Source organism: Galliscardovia ingluviei (genome assembly GCF_014635685.1).
Taxonomy (GTDB): Bacteria; Actinomycetota; Actinomycetes; order Actinomycetales; family Bifidobacteriaceae; genus Galliscardovia; species Galliscardovia ingluviei.
On the sequence record NZ_BMDH01000002.1, the window covers coordinates 312,772 to 329,292 of the forward strand.

A 16,521-nucleotide genomic window follows, 5' to 3' on the forward strand; every position below is an offset into this window, starting at 1 on the left:
GAGTGTGTAATATGACGCTAATGCCACGATTATTGCACATCTGAACGAGCAAACCTTGCATATCCTGCAATATTAATCACCATGCTCCACGCGGCAACTACTAGGGCAGACTGCCACCAGTTCGGTGTCCATTGCTTCGCCGCAGTTTGCGCTGCATCAACAATTGCTTGTCCATCTGCTGACACACTTACTGCCTCTTGCGCACTATCAGCAGACAAACCGCCAGACATAGCAATATCAATGGCATGGCTTGGCAGGCAGGCATTTACTGATTCAAACCAAGAAAGTTCCGAAGAAGCAATGCTGATAATGCTAAATACTGTAGGTAGCACAAAAATAATCACAATGACAATACCGATGCCACCTGCGGTAGAGCGTGTCAATGCGCCAAAACCAAGCCCGATAAGTGCAATAAGTGCAGCCAGCGCAGGACCAAGTAAAAGCACTACCCATGGCAAACGCCACTGACTATCGGTTAGCGCGTGCACATCCCAGGAAGCACTCATTATCGAAGCCAACGCCCAAGATAGCGAAAATGCTACTAATGTTGCTACAAAACTAGTGGCAGCGATAACCATTACTTTTGCGAGATACACGCGCCAGCGGCTCGGGCTTGCCAGTAGTGTTGAGCGAATAAGACCTGTGGAATATTCACCGCTCATATTCAGCACGCCAAGAATGGCTACTACAATAATGACGATATTAAGCGAGGCACTTACTGACTGCCAGAGCAGCGTTGCTTCAACAGAGCGCTGTATGGTGTCATGCATATTGCCCTCAGAGTCTATGCGTGCTGTAAAACCTATTGTCCACACACTGATCGCGGTAATGGATATGGCAAATGCCAATGTTAAAGCCAGTAACCAGTATGTGGATACTAGTGAGCGCAGTTTTATCAATTCACTGACCAGCATCCGCCATAGGGTAACGCGGTATTTGCGTTTGCCTGCACGTGAGTAAGTGCGTGGCGGGCGATACACTGCTGGAAAGGTGACTGTTGCTGCCGAGGAAGATGTCTCTGTTAATGAGGAAATCTCTGTCGATGAGGAAACCTTTGGAGCAGCTCCTGAAGAAACAGCTGATACTGATGGTTGTGAATGCGTAGTGCTAGTGCTCATCGTGCGTCTCCTTGCATAGGCAGTGACTCTTGCGTGGGCAATGTAGGCTGTTGAGCCGACGTAGGATGTTGTGTAGGTAGCACAGGCTGTTGCATGGGCAACGTAGATTGTGCCGGCAGTGTGGACTGGTATTGCACATCTTGGTGTGTCAGAGCCATAAACGCATCCTCAAGCGACACTTTTTCCTCTATAAGCTCATAAATCACTGTGCGGTGTTGTGCAATTATCTGTCCAATTTGTGCAATATTCGCGCCATGAATGCGCAATGTGTGTACTACGCCCCCACTATTGAAGCCAGCTGAGTTGGCTTCGCCTGCGCTAACTCTGCTCGCATTAAATCCATTTGAGTTACTCATTGGCAGCACTTCTACATGCACTTGCGGTAATGGTGCTAATGCTGCAGTTAGACGTGCCATATCTGGCGTGGTAATACGAATAGTGTGTTGAGAATGTTCATCCACAAAGCTTTGCACCGACTGTTGGCGCAGAATTTTGCCTCGTCCAATAATCACGACTTCATCCGCAGTAAGCGCAACCTCTGCCATCAAATGCGAACTCAGTAGCACTGCCCTGCCTTCGCTTGCCAAGTACTTGCAAATATCACGCACCCAGCGCACGCCCTCAGGGTCTAAACCATTGACTGGCTCGTCTAAAATCACATTTTTCGGATCCCCAAGCAGTGCTGCAGCAAGTGAAAGGCGTTGGCTCATACCAAGCGAAAACGACCCGGCTTTACGCGATGCCACCTCAGTAATGCCCGTAATGCGCATTACTTCTTGCACACGCTCCTTGCCGATATGATGTGTTGCAGCAATGGCACTGAGGTAGTTGCGAGCACTCATGCCTTTATGAGCACTTCTCGCATCAAGCACTGCCCCTACAGCGGTCAGTGGCGCACGTTGTTTGTTGTATGGCTTGCCATCGATAAGCGCAGTGCCTGAATCTGGGTGAATGAGCCCGAGTATTATTTTCATGGTTGTGGATTTTCCAGCACCATTTGGCCCCACAAATCCAGTCACCTTACCGTCTTGCGCAGTAAAACTTACATGATCTACTGCTGTTTGTTTGCCAAATTGCTTAGTCAGCTGGTCTACAACTATCATGAGCGCCCCTTTGCATACTGCTTCTACTATACCTGATTGCTTTGGTGCTTTCATGGCTCCGTCCATACGCATGTTGTATAGATCGAAATCTCACTTTCACGGTAGCGTGTTTTACAGGCGAAGCGTATAATTCCTACTTCGATGACTACCACCACTAACCAATATCTCAGTACGCCCGGAGAGATATTGCAAGAAGAATTTTTAGAGCCACTTGGCATTAGCCGATATCGTCTTGCACAAGCAGTTGGCGTAGGACAGACTGCTATTAGTCAAATCATTGCTGGAAAACGCTCTATTAGCGTGAATATGGCATACCGTCTAGGCAAAGCGCTGAATACTAGCCCTGAATTTTGGCTTAACCTGCAGCGTGATTACGACCTCTTGTCATTCGATAGTTCACATATCGATAACATTCAGCAACTAGTGTAAAAACCACTACTCATGTGGCTATATTTATATAGCTACGTTTATTTAGCGGTACTTGCAAATTGGTACAACCATAAAATCCGACATACAAAAGCTCTCCTAGAGGTTTCCCTAGGAGAGCTTACTTATTGGTAACTAGTAGCTACTAGCAAACCATCCACTCATTAGATATCTGCTAATCATGTGCAAGAGTTTACTACTAGTTAACTAGTTGCGTTGCCTAGTTGCGGCGGCGGAGTGCAAGCATGCCCGCAGCTGCGATTACAGCGGCTACTGCAAGAGCCAACACGGCGCTGATTGCTGCACCGGTGCTTGCCAGAGCAGAACCGCTCTTGTCGCTATTCTTGGTACCAGCATCTACCTTGACATCACCCTTCAGTGTGATGTTTTGGCTCAACAAGGCGTCACCATCAGTGGAGTCGCCATCGTAGACCTTAACCTCGCCACTGCCGTTTGCTACGAAGGTAATTGCTTCACCGTTGCTACGGCGCATAATGTTGCCGTTCTCATCGGTGGTTGCTTCAACCTTGGAGCCATCTGGCAGTACCACGGTGACATCATGGTTTGCGATTGGTGTACCAGCATTATCCTTGATCTGACCAGTCACTGTTACAGTTTCACCCTTCGATGGGTTCTGTGGGTTTACAGTGAGGCTGGAGTTGTCAGCAGATGGTGTCTGAGCAACTACTGTGATGGTCTTTTCGCCAATCTTGGTAGCGCCAGCTGGATCTGCATAAACTTCGATGGTGTAGGTTCCTAGCTCAGTTGGTGTGAAGCCTGGGAGCTCAGCCTTGCCATCCTTGCCTACGGTTACTGGTACCAGTTCGTCAGAGCCTGGGCGCTTGACGTAGATGGTGGTGCCATCAAGTGCTGGGTCACCATCTTCATCGGTAACAGTGATAGTGCCGCCCTTGACAGGGTTTGCAACAGTTGCATCCTCTGGCAGACCAGTTACTTCAGCCTTTGCTGGAGTGTGATCCTTGACATCCACATGCTGGCTGATGATTGGATCGCCGGTAGTATCATTACCGTCATAGATCTTAATATCGCCATCCTTACCAGCTGGATAGGTAATTGGCTCGCCAGCCTTGTAACCGTTGCCATCTTCCTTAGCAACAATCTTACCGTTTTCATCGGTGGTCGCAGGAATCTCAGTACCATCAGGAAGCACCACAGTCACATCATGACCAGCAATAGGCGTACCATTACCGTCCTTAATAGTGCCGTCAACAGTCGCCTTATCACCAGGGTTCAACTCAGTATCGCCATCAGTTGATGGGGTAACAGAAATGTTGGAATCCTTGGTGGATGGTGTCTGAGCAGCCACAGTAATAGTCTTTTCACCGATGACATTGGTATCAGCTTCATCAGTAGAAACGGTTACCTTAGCGTCTCCTGCAGCAGTTGGTGTGAACTCAGGAACAGCAACCTTACCATCCTTGGTTTCGAGTGCAACTGGCTTATCAGCACCTGGCACAGTGACATACACCTTAGTGCCATCAGGAACAGCATTGCCATCCTTATCCTTGACTGCTACTTCGCCACCCTTAACCGGATTAGCAACTGTAGCATTAGTGTCTTTCGGATAAGTCACCTCAGCAGTCTTTGGAGCTGGGTTGTGTACCTTTACTTCCTGTTCTACAGCTGGATCACCAGTGGTGTCAGTGCCGTCGTACACCTTGACAGTGCCGTCGTCTTCACCAGCGGTGTAGGTGATTGGGTTTCCGTTTTCATCAACAACCTTGCCATCCTTACCAGTCTTACCGGTGACAGTAGTGCCATCAGGCAATACCACGGTCACGTCACGACCAGCAATAGGATTGCCATCCTTATCCTTCAAAGTGACATCCACATTCACTTTGTCGCCAGTATCAATAGTCTTATCACCATCAGCACTTGGCTGCGCAGTTACCTTGGACTTATCAGCATCAATAGTCTGCTTGTTTACCTTGATAGGATCAGATTCACCGAGTACAGTCTTGCCTTCTGGATCGCTGCTGATAACAATCTTCTGATCGCCAGCTTCAGTTGGAGTGAATGCAGGAATATTAACCTTACCATCCTTACCAACAGTTGCCTCAACAGGCTTATCAGCACCCGGCACCTTCACATAGACCTTAGTACCTTCAGGAGCATTATCACCTTCAGCATCCTTCACCGTGGCAGTTACACCACTGATTGGAGTACCAGTGAAAGCAGTCTCTGGTACCTTCTTGAATTCAGCAGTCTTGAGGCTGCGATCCTTGGTATCAACTGTCTGGGTCAAGATTGGGTCGCCGTCAGCGGAATCGCCATCGTAAACCTTTACCGCACCATCTTGAGCTGGGTAGGTAATTGGCTCGCCGGCCTTGTAACCGTTGCCATCTTCCTTAGCAACAATCTCACCCTTATCATTGGTGGTTGCAGGAATCTGAGTACCATCAGGAAGCATCACAGTCACATCACGACCAGCAATAGGCGTGCCATTACCGTCCTTGATCGTGCCCTCAACAGTTGCCTTATCACCAGGGTTGAGCTCACCATCCTTGCTATCAGTTGGGTTTACGGAAAGTTCGGAGTTATCCTTAGAAACTTCTTGAGCTGCAACTGGCACAGTACCTGTACCAATGACGTTGCTACCAGCTTCATCAGTAGAAACAGTCACTGTTGCATTACCAGTCTCAGTTGGTGTGAACTCAGGAACGGAAACCTTACCATCCTTGGTCTGCAAAGCCACAGGAGCATCAGCACCCGGCACCTTCACATAGACAGTAGTGCCATCAGGAACAGCGTTACCGTCCTTATCCTTAACTACTACTTCGCCGCCCTTAACTGGATGAGCAACCGTAGCGTCAGTATCCTTAGGATAAGTCACTTCAGCAGTCTTAGGAGCAGGATTGTGTACTGGTACATCCTTGGTGATTACAGGAGTGCCGCTTGTATCTGCATCCTTGCCATCAAAGATCTTGACAGTTCCATTATCTTCGCCAGCGGTGTAGGTGATTGGGTTGCCTTCAGCATCCACCACATTACCGTTTTTGTCAGTCTTACCGTTCACCTTAGTACCGTCAGGCAGTACCACTGTTACGTCACGACCAGCGATAGGGTTGCCATCGCCGTCCTTCAACGTAGCATTTACGGTTACTTCATCGCCAGTGTCGATAGTCTTATCACCATCAGCACTTGGCTTCGCAGTCACCTTGGACTTATCAGCATCAATAGTCTGCTTGGTAACTGGAACAGTTGCCTTGCCGATTTCCTTGGTACCGTCCTGATCTGCGAAGATTTGGATTGCTGCATCGCCTTCGGCAGTTGGAGCGAATGCAGGAACATTAACCTTGCCATTCTTACCAACAGTTGCCTCAACAGGCTTATCAGCACCCGGCACCTTCACATATACCTTAGTGCCTTCAGTAGCAGGATCACCTTCGCCATCCTTCACCGTGGCAGTTACGCCAGTAACAGGAGTACCGGTGAAACCAGACTTAGGAACATTCTGGAACTCAGCAGTCTTAGGGCTGCGATCCTTCACGTCTACAGTTGCCGTCTCAACTGGCTTCTTGGTGGTATCAGTACCGTCATGCACCTTTACTTCACCGTCAGCATCACCTGCAGTGAAAGTAATTGGCTTGCCAGCAGTCTGACCATTGTCAGAATCCTTAGCAACAATTTCACCCTTATCGTTAGTAGTTGCAGGAATTTCGGTGCCATCAGGAAGGGTCACAGTCAGGTCACGTCCAGCAATAGGACTGCCGTCGTTATCAACAATCTTGCCGGTAACGGTTACCTTATCGCCAGGGTTGATTTCCTTATCAGCCTTGTCACTTGGAGCAACATTAATCTCGGAATCCTTGGTGTTAATCACCTTGTCAACTACTGGAATGTTCAGAGGCTGCTCGGTTATTGGCTTCTTACCCTCAGCGTCAGAGCTGATAGTAATAGCAGTCTGTTCACCAGCATTTGGTGCGGTGAAGGCTGGAACCGTTACTACACCATTCTTACCAGCAGTTGCTTCAACTGGTTTATCAGCACCTGGCACAGTGACATATACCTTGGTGCCTTCTGGAACAGGGTCGCCTGCAGCATCCTTTACGGTTGCGGTAATGCCAGAAACTGGTTTGCCTTGCTCAACCTGTGCAGGAACGGTGTCCTTGTTGAATTCTGCAGATGCTGGATCAGATACTGCAATTGGTGCAGTCTTTAATGGAGTGCCGGAAGTATCAGTACCATCAAAGAGCTTCACATCGCCAGCTTGTGCTGGGAAAGTAATTGGCTTGCCAGCAGTCTGACCGTTGCCATCTTTCTTAGCAACAATCTTGCCATCTTTATCAGTGGTTGCAGAAATCTGAGTGCCATCAGGCAGTACCACAGTCAGGTTGTGGTTTGGCAGTGGATTGCCTTCACTATCGTTGATAGTGCCACCTACTGTCGTGGTATCACCGGTCTTTGGCTTGGTAGTGCTGCTATCTGCAGGTTTCACAGTAAATGTGGACTTGTCTGCATCGGCAGGAATATCAGTGAAGCTGAGTGCCAGACCGTTGCTATCCGTACCAGCTACAGGATTTCCGTCAAGATTGACAGCAATATTATTGAAATCACCTGGTTCTGTGGAGCTTACTGAAACTTCATATACACCGGTGTTGTCAGTTTTCTTAACAGATGGTGTTGCTGAGCTCTCAGTACCAGTGAGTGAAATGCTATCTGCATTTACACCCTCATCAGTTGGGTTACCAAACTGATCTTTGAAAGTTACTGTGATAACATTTGCATCCTTGTGCGTTGGGGTGGAAATCGAAGCATTATTCTTCGTCACCTCAGCAGTGGACTTGGAAAGGTCAGCTGCACCTGGCTTGAATGTAACTGGCTTGGTATCACCAATAGTTACATCTCCAGCCTTAACAGTCAGTGCGGACTCTCCAGCTTCCTTGGAAGAAACAGTTACCGTGTAGGTACCGTCACCATTATCCTTGATTTCAGGATCGTTAAGAGCCTTGCCGTCCTTACGAGTGATATTGAGATTAGCACCCTTGACAGGATCACCATTCTTATCATTCAGTGTGACAGTAAAGCTCGTCTTACCCTCATCCGTAGTACCGTCAGAAACAGGTACAGATTTCTTGCTTGGGTCGCCAATGGTTGACTTACCAGCATCTGGTGGCAATGGTTGCTTGACCGTATCTTCTGCAGGAATTGTAACAACAGATGTGGTTTTCTCGCCTGTTGTCGGATTCGTTACCGGCACCTTCACTGTAGCGGAGCCATCAGGGTTGATCGTAATGTCACCGTCACCAGCGTCTGGGAAGTTTTTCTTCACTTCTTCTTTGATCTGGTTCTTCTCAGCGTCTGTGAGGCTGCTTGGATCTTTCACTTCGACTGGTTCGGTTTTTGGTGCAACAGCAAGCGTGCCCGTAGGCTTTGAGAACTGTGGGCGTGTGACCTCGGAATTTGGCAGTGTGTCCATACCGTCCGACCAGAAATTCAGAGCAGCAGTATCACCTTTAGCAATATCGTTTTCAGCTGGCAAATCGTAATACGTCGGGACACGATTTGCTTCGTCAGCAAAATCAATATTGTTGCCGTACTTATTAATCCCCTTGCGCTGTAGTGCCTTGCCTACAGTGAGCTTATAGTTGCCGTCTTTGTCAGCAACGGTAGAGCCTAACAGCTTCTTACCTGTGACGTCATAGAGTTCCACAGTCATGAATGGCTTAGTTTGACCAGTAATGACTTCACCACGCTTTCCTGTAGGTTTTGCAGGGTTTGATGGCTTTTGTGGTGCCACTGTTGGGTCAGTACCAGTAATCTTGAAACCGGTTGGCGTCCACACTGGTGTCTTGCTTTCAACTTCTACACCGTCTTCAATGCCGTCGCCGTCAGTATCCCTATTCTTAGGATCAGAACCAATACCCAACTCGAAGCGGTCAGTCAAACCATCGCCATCGGTATCAATGTCTTCAAATTCCTTGTATTTTGATGCAAAGGCCTGCCAATATGTTCCACCCCAATCACTTGGAGCTGTATCGAATGACTTATAGGAAGCTACGACAAAGCTACGCTTCGTGCCCACCTCCTGAGCACCTGCCCACGGAGTGCGATGAGTCGTAAATTCAAGACTTACAACCATGTCACGCGTATTAGCGTTACGCGTATACATCTGGAAGGTCTGGATACCACCAATCTTCTGAGAGTAGTAGCTGAAGAGCTGTTGTTGGTTCGCATTGCGAGCTTCATCTGGGCTATCGGAAAAATCAAAAGTCTGCCCACCAGAACCGTCTGCTTTCATCCCTTCAATACCACTGTTAAAGCTCTCATATGAGTTATTAAGCCATTCAACAGAGTTCTCACAGAGACTACTCTTATACTTACCATTGGTAGCCCATGAGGCACTCTTATTACCAGCGAGACATGAACGCGCCTTAACCTGCCAATCTCCATCTGCAGAGACTTTCTTACCATTGTCATAGCCAGGATACTGACCAAAATAATACATGTTCGTTACAGTATTATTGGAACCTTTTGCGTTCGTCAGATCATTCCATTGATCGCCACTTAACGTTTGCCAAAGATTAAGCTGCTTGACATGGGTTGTACTATCAGAGCGATCCTTAAAAGTCCATGTTGGCTTGTGCTCAGCATCTCCCAATACTTCAAGATCCTGTGAAATGGCCATGGTCAACATTGGGCTTGACGAATCCCAGAAGTTATACTTTGCTGTCTGTGAAGGAAGAGCTCCTGTGCCCTTACCGGTTTTATCCGCAGGATCACCGGCGTTCCAAGTAATCTTCCACTTCTGGTTGTAATTTGCATCTTCATCGCCAACAGGCTCAACAGTAACAGCTCGAGCCACACGATCATGTGCAGAGACAGAACCTAATCCCATTCCCTCAAAATATGAAGAATACCAACGGGACATATAGTCTGATTCTAAATAATCAGATGCTTTAATGTTTAGCCCCTCATTAGTTAGGGGGGGGTGGTGTCGGCAGCTTGGGCGGTGATTGCTACAGGTACCAGTCCTGCAGACATCCCAACCACAAGTGCACCAGCAAGTAATGCTTTAAGCCCTCTGGACTTAGCAATATGCATGGCTTTCCCTTCATTCGTTCTTCAAACTCGGGTTACAACTGCACTGCGCAAGGTTCCTCGCGATACATTACGCTCTAAAACAGCGTTGAGTACATTTGGCTGTGTATTTGAACAGTCCCCTACCTGCAACCCTGAGTTTCTTCCACTCTCTAGGGTATGTCACAACTTTGACAACGTACTCTCTTTGACGACAACTAAACATACTGCAACACTCTTACACCCATCGTCCTAAAGTTGCCGTATGCCCACATCGCCTAGCAACCAACATGCGCCAAATACCAGCAAACTTACTCAACATACCAACCAATTAGCGCCACACACTCGTCAATCTCTGCGTATCGCCAGCAGCTCTCACCAAAACACCACTGTTCACCAGTTCAGCTCTTGGCATATCAGCGCTTGGAGCGTACTTATTTTCGTAGTTGCTCTAAATCTGCACCCAAGCATTGTCGCCGTAGGCCCTGTGCTACAACAAATCGGCACAACCTTTGGCTACACTCCTGCAACGCTTGGCATCCTTACCGCTATCCCGCTGGTTGCTTTTGCCGCAGCTAGTCCGCTAGTCACTCCTCTTGCTGCTCGTTTAGGCTCAGACCATACCATGCTGATCGCCTTACTCGCTATTGCTGTGGGTAATGCTATGCGCACGTTCGGCGCCGCTCCCGGGCTGTGGCTTGGTACAGTGCTCTTTTCTTCTGCAATGGCTGTTGGCAATGTGCTCGTGCCGGTGATTATCCGCCGAGATTTTGGCAATCATGTTCCTGCGGCTACTGCATTTTCTTCTGCATGCATTAACTACTGGTTCTGCTGTCGCAGGGCTGACTGCAAGTCCGCTTGCAGATTACGCTCATTCTTGGCAGCTGGCTTTGGGCATGTGGGCATTGCCTGCCCTACTTACTGTGGCACTATGGGTTTGGCGTGCGTACGCAAATTACGGCAAATCATACGCTGGCATTAGTGGTATTTACAGGAACTGCCGTTTTACAGTGTGTAGTGGCATATTATGCAGGGCGTAGGTAATCTTTCCTTTGCCAAAGCCCTTGCCAATAAACCAGCGTCCTAAACAGTTACTCTGAACTTCTACCAAGTGCCACTAGCCTGCACTCCCCCTGTAATTATGTTGCAGACCCTGTTTGTATAAATCAACAAAAGTTCTGCAAGTTATTTGTATAAGTGTATAAAGCAATATTGTCGCAAATCTATTAGCCTCAATCTCAGACTGTTGCATTGTGTAAATTGTGCAAATTGAGTAAACACAAGCAGCTACTTGCAAGCAAACAATGCCAAAAGCAATGAGATCGAGGTTAGGTAATGCTAAGCGAATACACCACACCTGGGCAGAGCGCCGCTGTGAGCGATAATGAATCTCTCTATAATCTTCTTACTGAGCGTATCAAACGAACCGGCAAGGGCACTACTATTGCCGCATATAAAAGAGCAGATGGCAGCTGGCAAAATGTCACTAGTGGAGAGTTTCATACGCACGTATTGCAGGCGGCGAAGGGGCTGATTGCGCTAGGTGTTGAAGCACATCAGGCAGTGGCGTTATTTTCTGCTACTCGCTATGAGTGGGCTGTGCTTGATTTTGCGCTTGCTGCTATTGGGGCAGTAAATGTGCCAATTTATGACACTGATTCTGCAGCACAGGCACAACGCATCATCAACGACGCTACTGTGTGTGTGGCGTTTGCTGATACGCAAGAGCGGTTTAATAAACTTGCCTCAGTGCGCAAGGCTTGCCCAAGTTTACGGCAGATTCTGATGATTGACGCTAATGCTATGGGGGTGCTTGAGGGGCTTGGTGTTACTGTAAGTGATACGCAGTTGCAGCAGCGTATTGATGCGGTACGCGCTGATGATGTGGCGACTATTGTATACACGTCTGGCTCTACGGGAGTTCCTAAAGGAGTGGAGCTGACGCATCGTAATTTTATGAGCATTACGCGCGGAGCGAGTGCAGCATTGCATGAGATTATTGCGGATGGGTATCCTCGCCTACTGCTGTTTTTGCCGTTGGCGCATTGTTTTGCACGATTTATTCAGTATGCGTCGGTTCATGCTGACTATGGTGTAGTTGGATTTGTTGCTGATACTAGGTCTCTTTTGCCTGATTTGCGGTCTTTTGAACCAACCTATGTACTGGGAGTTCCGCGCGTTTTTGAGAAAGTGTATAACGCGGCTTCTCGAAAAGCTGGCATGGGGTTGAAAGGTAAACTGTTTGCCAAAGCCACTCTTGCTGCGCGCGAGTGGAGCAAAGAGGAGCAGGCTGGCACCCCGCATTCCCCTCAAGCAATTGCCGAGCACGCCCTTTACGAGATGCTGGTGTATAAGGCTATTCGCGGTGCTCTGGGACCAAAGATTAAGTATGTGGCGTGTGGCGGGGCTCCTCTCGACCCTAACCTTGCCCACTTCTTCAACGGTATCGGCTTGCCTATGATTCAGGGCTATGGGCTTACTGAAACCGCCGCGCCTTTTGCCGCTACTCGCGTCACTGATAATCTGATTGGTACTGTCGGCCAGCCTGCGCCCGGTTCCTCTGTACGTATCGCTGAGGATGGCGAGCTCCAGGTGTCAGGGCCTAATGTGTTCCGCGGTTACCATAATATGCCTGAGAAAACAGCCGAAGTGTTTACTGCAGATGGTTGGTTCAAAACGGGCGATTTGGGGTCGATTGATGAGGCTGGGCGCATTACGATTACTGGGCGCAAGAAGGATATTATTATCACTGCTGGCGGTAAGAATGTTTCTCCTATTCCGCTTGAGCAGACTATTGCGCAGTGCCCGCTGGTTGAGCATGCTGTGGTGATTGGTGATCAGAAGCCGTTTGTGAGTGCTTTGGTGACGCTTGATCCTGAGGCGTTGGCGCTGTGGTTGCCAACGCAGGGTTTTGAGGTTGGCAGTGGAGTGGGAGCTGGTTATGCATCTCATGCTGCAAACCATGGTGCGTCTCATGCTACAAGCCACGATGCAACACACGCTGCATCCCATGCTGCATCCCTCAATCTTGTTGAGTTTGCGTTGAAACGACTGGATATTCATGCTGCGATCCGTGCAGAAATCCAAGAATACATTAACCGAGCCAACGCGAGTGTGTCTAGAGCTGAGTCAGTGCGTAAATTCGCTATTGTGCACGAGCAGTTCACTCAGGAAAACGGGTGTTTAACGCCTTCTATGAAAGTTGTGCGCCCTGCTGTTTTATGTGTATTTGCTCCAGTGATTGAGCATGAGATTTATGAGCGGCAGTAACTGCATTTTCTGCTAATCGCATGTTCCGATCAGCGCTTTGTGTGCTCAGCGCGTTCCGCTCAACGCACTTTCCATTCAGCGCATGTTCTGCTCAACACACTTTTTGCTTAATGCTTTTTCTTTTATACTCAGCGCATTCCACTCGGCACTTTCTACTCCGCGTAGTTTCACACAATGCATTCCACTTAACACACAAGGCGCCGCCTCATACCGCCTGCAAACCATGCATGATACGCCCCACACATTCTACGCCACGCGCACTCTACAAACCGCGCATCCTACACTCCGCGCGCACTGCAAACCGTGCACATTGCACCCTGCGTTCCTTACACACCCTGCACTCCCCACACCCCACGCACCGCGCTTCCTACGCACCAGCACCCTACATCCCGCGCACCCTACAACCCGCTACTTCGCAATAACAACTATTCCAAACCGTACACTCTGCATACAAAACCAGCTACTTTGAAATATCTGATATTGCAAACCGTACAGAATCCAAGAAGAGAACACAGCAAACCCGCTAGTTTCGAATAGCAGCTATTCAAATAAGTACACTCCCCTTAAAACTCCTCTTAAAAAATCGCTACTTTGGAATATCAGATGTTTCAAACCATACAGAACTAGAGCGCGAAACGGCTACTTCGCAATAGCAGCTATTGCAGCCGGTACGGAATGACAAGAAATACTTACTGAAAATGGATACGTTGTAATAGTTGGCACACAGGTAAGAATGGGCATATAGGCAAGAAAGCGTTGCTATTCAAAACCATGTATTTCCGAACAAAAATGTGCCTCTCGCCGTAGTCACACATAGTACTACAGCAAGAGGCACACCATTAGCTACGCTGTCAGTTGAAACCGACTCAGTATCAGCTTATTGCCGACTTAATACCGACCTAATACCAGCTTAATGCAGCTAAGTAGCAAACTTGATGCCGACTTGTAGCGCACACACGCACCTACTACCAGCTTAATGCCTATCCCGCACCAAGCGAATACCAATCCGACGTCAAACTAATGCCAATCCGACGCCAAACTAACGCCAGTTTTAGTGCTGATTTTGCAAACGATGATAGATTTCAGCAACCTGCAAATCCTTCTCGAACTGAGCTGCTGTAGTATTCGCGTCGATCGTTGCCAACTCAACGCCTGCAATGCGTGCGAAGTCTTCCCAAGCCTCACGACCTACAGAAGTGGTCATGCAAGTATGATGCGAACCACCCGCACGCAACCAGCACTCAGCAGAAACCTTTAAGCTTGGTTCTGGCTTCCACAAAGCACGTGCGCAAGGAAGTACTGGCAAATCACCATCTGGCTCTACTACATCTACCACGTTCATGAGCAGGCGGAAGCGTTCGCGTACATCAGAGAGGGACACTACTACAGCATCCTTCTTTGGAGCGCCGGTAAATACTAAGCGCACTGGGTCTGCTTTACCGCCGATGCCAAGTGGATGAATCTCCAAGCGTGGCTTTGCCATTGTGCCGATTGATGGGGAAACCTCAAGCATATGGGAGCCCATAATCTTCTCATTGCCTTCTGCGAAGTGGTAGGAGTAGTCCTCCATCAAGGAAGCACCGCCTTCAAGACCGAAGCCCATTACTACGCCAATGCGCACGAGTACTGCGGTCTTCCAATCGCCTTCAGCAGAGAAGCCGAAACCGTACTCTGATGGGAAGCGCTGTGGCCCTACGCCTGGAAGCTGTGGGAGTGCGCCCAAATCCTCGAAGTTGTCTACGCCAGCCGTGCATCCGTTTTCACGCATCATATTCACCATGGCAGCTTCTTCTTTAGCTGCAATGAAAAGGGAATCATAGCGTGTATCAAGCAATTCTGGAGCGATGTCATACTTGGTCTTGTAATCTTCGATCAGATCCTTAACCTGCTCGTCCTTGACTGCTTCGTATGCGGCAACGAGTTCGTTGACTGCCCAAGTGTTGATGGATGCGCCAAATACGCGCTCTGCTTCGGTCTTGTCGCCCTCGGTAACTGCTACGTTGCGCATGTTATCGCCCCAACGCATTACCTTCATGTTGTTGGAAGCATCCCAGCCTGCGCATGCGCGTGCCCATGTTGCAATACGCTCTGCGACTTCTGGGTCAGTGTAATGACCGACAACAATCTTGCGCTCAATGCCTAAACGGGAAAGAATATAGCCAAACTCACGATCGCCGTGCGCAGCCTGGTTCAAGTTCATGAAGTCCATATCGATAGTGGACCATGGGATTTCCTTGTGGTGCTGGGTGTTGAGCTGCAATAGTGGCTTGGTGAGCACTTCAAGACCGCGAATCCACATCTTTGCTGGGGAGAAGGTGTGGCACCATGCGATAACGCCGATTACTGCTGGGTTGGCGCTGGCTTCTACCATGAATTGCTTGACACCGTCAGAGGACTTCAATGTTGGCTTCAAGACAAGGCGCACTGGGATGGTGCCTGTTTGGTTCAGGTAGTCTACCATTTCAGCGGACTGCTGTGCTACCTGGCGCAGTGCTTCTTCGCCATAGAGATCCTGGGAGCCTACTGCGAACCAGATTTCCTTACCTTCAAATGGGTTTTCCATTACCATGGGTGTTCCTTTACTTACTTCATTGTTATTGTTATAAGTTGTATGTGTTGTATAGGTTTTATCCGTAATTTGGCGGTTTAGCAGAGCTTCTTGCGTCAAACTTCAGCGCTAATGCAATGAGTGTGACCTCAAGGCGCACAATGCAAAGACGCACAATGCGAAGGTGTACAACAGTACATCGAGCATTGAGCAACGCCGAGGACGCTCCATTGCATTAGTGCTGCCCGTACACGTTCTGGTAGCGGTCGTTCAACTTATCAATATCTTCCTGAGGAATTGGGATGATATCGCCGAGCTGACGAGCTGCCCACATGGTGTGCGCGACTTCTTCGGTCATTGCAGCGGCTTTTACAGCGCCTTCAGCATCTTTACCGATGGTGAATGGACCGTGGTTTTGCATAAGCACTGCTGGAGACTTTGGATACTTCTTGAGGGTTTCGACTACGCCTTCACCGATGGCTTCAGAACCAATGAGACGGAATGGACCGACTGGCACTTCGCCGCCGAATTCATCGCCCATCATGGTCAGCCCGCATGGAATATTCTGTCCTGTTGCAGCCCATGCTGTAGCGTAGGTGGAGTGCGTGTGTACTACGCCGTAGACGTCTGGCATATGGCGGTAAATGTAGGCGTGTGACGCTGTGTCGGAGGATGGCGCTTCGGAGCCATCGACCACATTGCCATCCAAATCGCAAACCACCATTGAGCTTGGTGTCAAATACTCGTAGCGCAAGCCGGATGGCTTAATCACGAATAAATCAGCGGTTTTTAAGCGCTGGGACACGTTTCCAGCTGTCCAAACCACAAGATTCCATTTGATGAGCTGATCATGCAGGCTTGCCACAATTTCACGAACTTGCTTAACTTCTGCACGTGTTGCTTCACTGTAATCTGCAAGTGTTGCCATAGTATTCCTTTCTTCACTACGCATTTGCTTAAGCTATGTACTTAAAGCGTTCACTTAAGGTGATGTATTGAATTATAAATTTTGTAG

General features: G+C 48.7%; 9 protein-coding genes. 3 read left to right on the forward strand and 6 right to left on the reverse strand.

Annotated features, from left to right (window positions below):
• Positions 1-29 precede the first annotated feature (29 nt).
• Positions 30-1,118 carry an ABC transporter permease subunit gene (locus tag IEU85_RS05500; RefSeq protein WP_188355229.1) on the reverse strand — a complete coding sequence of 363 codons (1,089 nt, stop codon included), beginning with the start codon at positions 1,116-1,118 and terminating at the stop codon, positions 30-32.
• Positions 1,115-2,221, reverse strand: coding sequence for an ABC transporter ATP-binding protein (locus IEU85_RS05505; RefSeq protein WP_188355230.1), 1,107 nt, complete (start codon positions 2,219-2,221; stop codon positions 1,115-1,117). The genes IEU85_RS05500 and IEU85_RS05505 overlap by 4 nt, the downstream gene beginning before the upstream one ends.
• A gap of 141 nt (positions 2,222-2,362) precedes the next feature.
• Between IEU85_RS05505 and IEU85_RS05510 the strand changes: the two genes are divergently transcribed.
• Positions 2,363-2,650, forward strand: coding sequence for a HigA family addiction module antitoxin (locus tag IEU85_RS05510; RefSeq protein ID WP_188355231.1), 288 nt, complete (start codon positions 2,363-2,365; stop codon positions 2,648-2,650).
• Between the two features lie 217 nt (positions 2,651-2,867).
• On the opposite strand, the gene IEU85_RS05515 is transcribed toward IEU85_RS05510, so the two are convergent.
• The gene (locus tag IEU85_RS05515) at positions 2,868-9,539 is read right to left on the reverse strand and encodes an invasin domain 3-containing protein (RefSeq protein WP_188355232.1); all 6,672 of its coding nucleotides are present in this window, start codon (positions 9,537-9,539) and stop codon (positions 2,868-2,870) included.
• Between the two features lie 50 nt (positions 9,540-9,589).
• Complete coding sequence (locus IEU85_RS08785; protein ID WP_268234211.1) at positions 9,590-9,712, reverse strand: hypothetical protein; 123 nt, start codon at positions 9,710-9,712, stop codon at positions 9,590-9,592.
• A gap of 241 nt (positions 9,713-9,953) precedes the next feature.
• Here IEU85_RS08785 and IEU85_RS05520 point away from each other — a divergent pair, with 241 nt between their 5' ends.
• Together IEU85_RS05520 and IEU85_RS05525 are read left to right on the forward strand one after the other, a co-directional pair.
• On the forward strand, positions 9,954-10,670 hold the full coding sequence (locus IEU85_RS05520) for an MFS transporter (protein WP_188355233.1): 717 nt from the start codon (positions 9,954-9,956) through the stop codon (positions 10,668-10,670).
• A 353-nt stretch (positions 10,671-11,023) separates the two neighbouring features.
• The gene (locus tag IEU85_RS05525; RefSeq protein WP_229714778.1) at positions 11,024-12,958 is read left to right on the forward strand and encodes an AMP-dependent synthetase/ligase; all 1,935 of its coding nucleotides are present in this window, start codon (positions 11,024-11,026) and stop codon (positions 12,956-12,958) included.
• 1,051 nt (positions 12,959-14,009) lie between these two features.
• Here the strand turns inward: IEU85_RS05525 and araA are convergent.
• Both araA and IEU85_RS05540 read right to left on the reverse strand, forming a co-directional pair.
• Positions 14,010-15,527 carry an L-arabinose isomerase gene (gene araA / locus IEU85_RS05535; RefSeq protein ID WP_188355234.1) on the reverse strand — a complete coding sequence of 506 codons (1,518 nt, stop codon included), beginning with the start codon at positions 15,525-15,527 and terminating at the stop codon, positions 14,010-14,012.
• Between the two features lie 214 nt (positions 15,528-15,741).
• The gene (locus IEU85_RS05540) at positions 15,742-16,434 is read right to left on the reverse strand and encodes an L-ribulose-5-phosphate 4-epimerase (protein WP_188355235.1); all 693 of its coding nucleotides are present in this window, start codon (positions 16,432-16,434) and stop codon (positions 15,742-15,744) included.
• Positions 16,435-16,521: the final 87 nt, after the last annotated feature.

Excerpts from the sequence above, each read along its gene's own strand:
- IEU85_RS05500 (WP_188355229.1), bottom strand. The coding sequence starts at position 1,118 with ATGAGCACTAGCACTACGCATTCACAACCATCAGTATCAGCTGTTTCT.
- IEU85_RS05505 (WP_188355230.1), bottom strand. The coding sequence starts at position 2,221 with ATGATAGTTGTAGACCAGCTGACTAAGCAATTTGGCAAACAAACAGCA.
- IEU85_RS05510 (WP_188355231.1), top strand. The coding sequence starts at position 2,363 with ATGACTACCACCACTAACCAATATCTCAGTACGCCCGGAGAGATATTG.
- IEU85_RS05515 (WP_188355232.1), bottom strand. The coding sequence starts at position 9,539 with ATGTCCCGTTGGTATTCTTCATATTTTGAGGGAATGGGATTAGGTTCT.
- IEU85_RS08785 (WP_268234211.1), bottom strand. The coding sequence starts at position 9,712 with ATGCATATTGCTAAGTCCAGAGGGCTTAAAGCATTACTTGCTGGTGCA.
- IEU85_RS05520 (WP_188355233.1), top strand. The coding sequence starts at position 9,954 with ATGCCCACATCGCCTAGCAACCAACATGCGCCAAATACCAGCAAACTT.
- IEU85_RS05525 (WP_229714778.1), top strand. The coding sequence starts at position 11,024 with ATGCTAAGCGAATACACCACACCTGGGCAGAGCGCCGCTGTGAGCGAT.
- araA (WP_188355234.1), bottom strand. The coding sequence starts at position 15,527 with ATGGTAATGGAAAACCCATTTGAAGGTAAGGAAATCTGGTTCGCAGTA.
- IEU85_RS05540 (WP_188355235.1), bottom strand. The coding sequence starts at position 16,434 with ATGGCAACACTTGCAGATTACAGTGAAGCAACACGTGCAGAAGTTAAG.